The organism is candidate division Zixibacteria bacterium HGW-Zixibacteria-1, from assembly GCA_002838945.1.
Taxonomy (GTDB): Bacteria; Zixibacteria; MSB-5A5; order GN15; family PGXB01; genus PGXB01.
On sequence record PGXB01000075.1, the window covers coordinates 1 to 3,635 of the forward strand.

A 3,635-nucleotide genomic window follows, 5' to 3' on the forward strand; every position below is an offset into this window, starting at 1 on the left:
ACGCCGTCATTCGAGCCTGGGTTTTAAAAATCCAGTTGACTTCGAACGGGCGGCTACCCTATCTTAACTATGTGTCCATTTTTTTAGGGGAAGACCAAGCTGTACCCATAGCATAACTGCCATAGTAGGGTCATATAAAGATTATCAATTTGGGGAGATGGAAAATCTGGATCACGCAATTTTAATTCTCTAAGGTGGTAATTTAAATAAAAAGGAAAAAAGACATGAAAATCGCCTTCCCGATATGCCATATTCGGTATCCAGACTCTCAAGTTCTTTGTATTTCGATCAGAAAGCCATTTCCAAGGGGTTTGCTTGAGAATGGCAGGGATTTCAACCATTTCGAATTCTACATTTAATCTTCTGGCAATTTCTACAAAGAGTGAATAGCCGGGATTTTCTGCACCGCTAATCTCCAGCTTTAGCTTGAAGCGAAAACTTTTCACCAAATTATCAACCGCAGCGCACATAGAAGATCCACAGCACAAAAATAGAGATTTCAGCTGCTCCAATAATATTTTTGGGTCCGAGTTAATCACTTGGTCTTGCCCTTAGAAAATAATATGACGATTCCCTGTCATGCACAATGACTATTATCGTAGAGTGGTGTATCGTCAAGAAGTTTATATGATCCTATTCCGCATTTTGACTTTAAGAATGACTCAATGTTTCTTATTGGTTCCATTCTTTGTTTTACCGGTTTTCTGAATTATTTCTCTTGCCGCCTTGCCGCAGAGCAGCCAGAGCCTCGGCAATTTCCTTGCCCTCGGCTTCAATGATTTCCATGAGCTCTTCGGGGGTGCGTGTGTCGATTATAGGCTTTTTATTCGGGTTGACCGCCTTGAGATCATAGACAGCGTCCTCGATCTCCTTTGCCTTGGCCACCAGTTGTCTTGCTTCACGGGTCAATTCCTTGACCTTCGTTTCAGCCTCCTCAATAGCCTTGTTATTGCCGGGCTTGGCCTTCTTCAAGACTTTAAGTCGCTCGCTTCACTGAGCTGCCTGTTGGGATTTGGTTGTTGATTGATCCTTAAATGGCTGGGCCTCTTTGGCAGCTTCACGTTTGCGCTCGTCCATATCCACTACCCAGGACAGTTCACTATCAGCCCGTTTGGCCAATTGTTTGAAGAAATCTTCAAAGTGCTTCAGCGTCAGCGGTGTCTTCTTCCGGACTTTTACATCTGTTAGATCATAATACCAGATCTTTTTGGTTCGTTTACCCTTCGTAAAGAACAACAGATTTGTCTTCACTCCTGCACCTGCCGCCGTAAACACTCCCGCGGGCAGACTCAACACACACCACAATTCACAATCATTTAATAATTTTCTCTTGGTCTTGACGAAGGCATCTTCATTGGTGCGGAAAAGAAGCCCTTCATCCAGCACAATCCCGCAGCGTCCGCCATCACGCAAGCTGCGTATTACATGCTGAAGGAAAAGCACCTGCGTGGCGCCGGTCTTGTAATCGAAATTTGTTTGGGCTTCCTTGCCGCCGAATGGCGGATTTGTCAATACCACGTCAAAAGTTTGCGGCGCACCTTCGAACAGGCCTCCATAGCTTTCCTGCCCGGTCAGGGTGTTGCCATGCCATAGATTAGGTTTATCAATACCATGCAGTATCAGATTGGCAAGAGCAATGGGATAAACGATATTTTCTTTTTCTCTTCCCCAGAAAGTTCGTTGCTTGAGTGTTTCAAGCTGCTCACCGGTAGCATCATTGCCAAGATTGGCCCTGATATGCTCAAAACTCTGTGCAAGAAAACCTCCCGTGCCACAGCCGGGGTCATAAATCGTCTCATCAACCTTTGGGTCTATCACCTGAACCATCGCCTTGATAACCTGGCGGGGTGTAAAGAACTGACCGCCGTCGTTGCCCTTCTCGCCCATTTTAAGAAGCAACCCTTCATAAACTTGAGAAAGTGTGAAAACATGCGTATCATCGACTGTCTCGGTGGTTAGCTGATGCACTTTATCCAGAACGTCGAGAAAATTACGCTCGGTATCGATACGCACTCGCTCGACTCCGGTCATGATCTGGCTAATTACTTTCTGGCGGGGCGATGCATCTGGGGTATTTCTTAAGTCCTTCAGGTGCGGCAGTAAGTCGTTATTGACAAAGTTGAACAAAGAATTTTGCGGTGAGTTTTGAAGCTCGACTCGTTTATTCGTCTGTCCTTCGGGTAATGCCTCTGGTGGCGCGGCCCAATCCCGCCAGCGGTAAGGTGCCTCCAGCGATGGCCGAAACTGCACCCCCAATGCAGCGACTTCCTGCTCCTCCTGGTGTTCTTTCTCATCAAGGATGCGTAGAAATAGTATCCAGGTCAGTTCAGGCACATACTGCATCGCGCCAGCGCAATTGCCACGCCGCATTATATCACAGATACTTTTAACAGCTTGATCCACTGACTGCTGCGTGGCCAGTCGTCTGCCATTACCATTATTATTTTTCTTTTGCTTATTATTGGCGACTCTACCCATTAGTTTTCCTTTTTGAGACGCTCATTTGTTTTCTGAACAGCCTCAGATATTGTATCACAGGTCAATAAAAGGTCAAACATAACATAGCAATGTCCTGGTCCATACACCCGGCCACTCCTTACCTCCTTGCTCGGCCTAATTGCTGGCCCAAGGGAACAAAGATAATGTGGATTATCCAAAACCCCCTTGCCGATTTCTTCTATTTCGGTATGAAGATCGTCGACGATTTTCCAGGATTCGACATGATAAATAGACTGAAGTTTTCCGTTATATCGAAATCCAATATAATTAGGTGTATCTGCTGGCCATCCCCTGCTTTTAGTAGGATAAAAATAGAGGCCTTTTTTTTCGACAATATCTATCCAAGAAATAGAACTTTGTGGAGGTCTACCAAGATTAAGAGATACAACATACACTATATTTGACGATTGGTTTTGCATATTAACAATCCTTTCTAAATAGGACCTTAACTGCGACAGGAGTCTTTTTTCAGCATGTGCGGCATTTGTCACTTTCTTTGTAAAAAGAACGATATCTTTCCAACTTAAATGTTGCACAGGAATACCCAGGGTATTATTCCCAAGGTGAAAAGAGGCATATTCCTGTGAGCATTCCGACATGCTTATAATCATATTATGACTATGATGATTGCTCTTTAATCTACTGGCATACATGGTTAATTGATCTTCGCCGGGGACTTTCCAACCTCTTTTGGCTTCCACAATGATATGAAATCCCTTACCCAGTATTTCTATATCAGTTTTCCCGCTACCCTTCTGAAATTCCTGCAGCCGGACTATCGTAATATCATCATTTACTGGTCTGTTTAGTGCATTCTTTAGGAATTCATTAAGGAGAGATTTACAATTTGCCAATGCCCAGCCAATACTATATGTAATTGAATTCTCTTTTTCGCCCAGCAATTCGAAAATGCTCTCAAGTTTATTCCCATGGAGGTAAATTTCTGCCACAGCTATACTTCTCCACTGAACGCCCGACGAAGCAAGGCAGTCGGAATAGCATAGATGGTGTTCAGTTCTGCTTCCGCCGTCTCGCGGGCTTTTTCTATCGCAGCCATCTGCTCTTTAAGGATCGCTGCAATTTTCTTCTGCTCTTCCAAGGGCGGGATGGGGATTTCGATTTGGGCCACGAGTGCC

The 3,635-nt window shown here is 44.6% G+C and carries 3 protein-coding genes and 1 pseudogene; all 4 read right to left on the reverse strand.

What is annotated here, in order from left to right; genetic code table 11:
* Positions 1–83: 83 nt before the first annotated feature.
* Positions 84–470 carry a hypothetical protein gene (locus CVT49_16390; GenBank protein ID PKK81917.1) on the reverse strand — a complete coding sequence of 129 codons (387 nt, stop codon included), beginning with the start codon at positions 468–470 and terminating at the stop codon, positions 84–86.
* Positions 471–693: 223 nt separating this feature from the next.
* Positions 694–2,478: pseudogene (locus CVT49_16395) on the reverse strand (N-6 DNA methylase).
* Entirely contained in the window at positions 2,478–3,449 is a 972-nt protein-coding gene (locus CVT49_16400) for a hypothetical protein (protein PKK81918.1), read from the reverse strand. The pseudogene CVT49_16395 and the gene CVT49_16400 overlap by 1 nt, the downstream one beginning before the upstream one ends.
* Before the next feature lie 2 nt (positions 3,450–3,451).
* On the reverse strand, positions 3,452–3,635 hold a 184-nt coding region (locus CVT49_16405; GenBank protein PKK81919.1), incomplete at its 5' end, for a restriction endonuclease subunit S.

Excerpts from the sequence above, each read along its gene's own strand:
- CVT49_16390 (PKK81917.1), bottom strand. The coding sequence starts at position 470 with ATGTGCGCTGCGGTTGATAATTTGGTGAAAAGTTTTCGCTTCAAGCTA.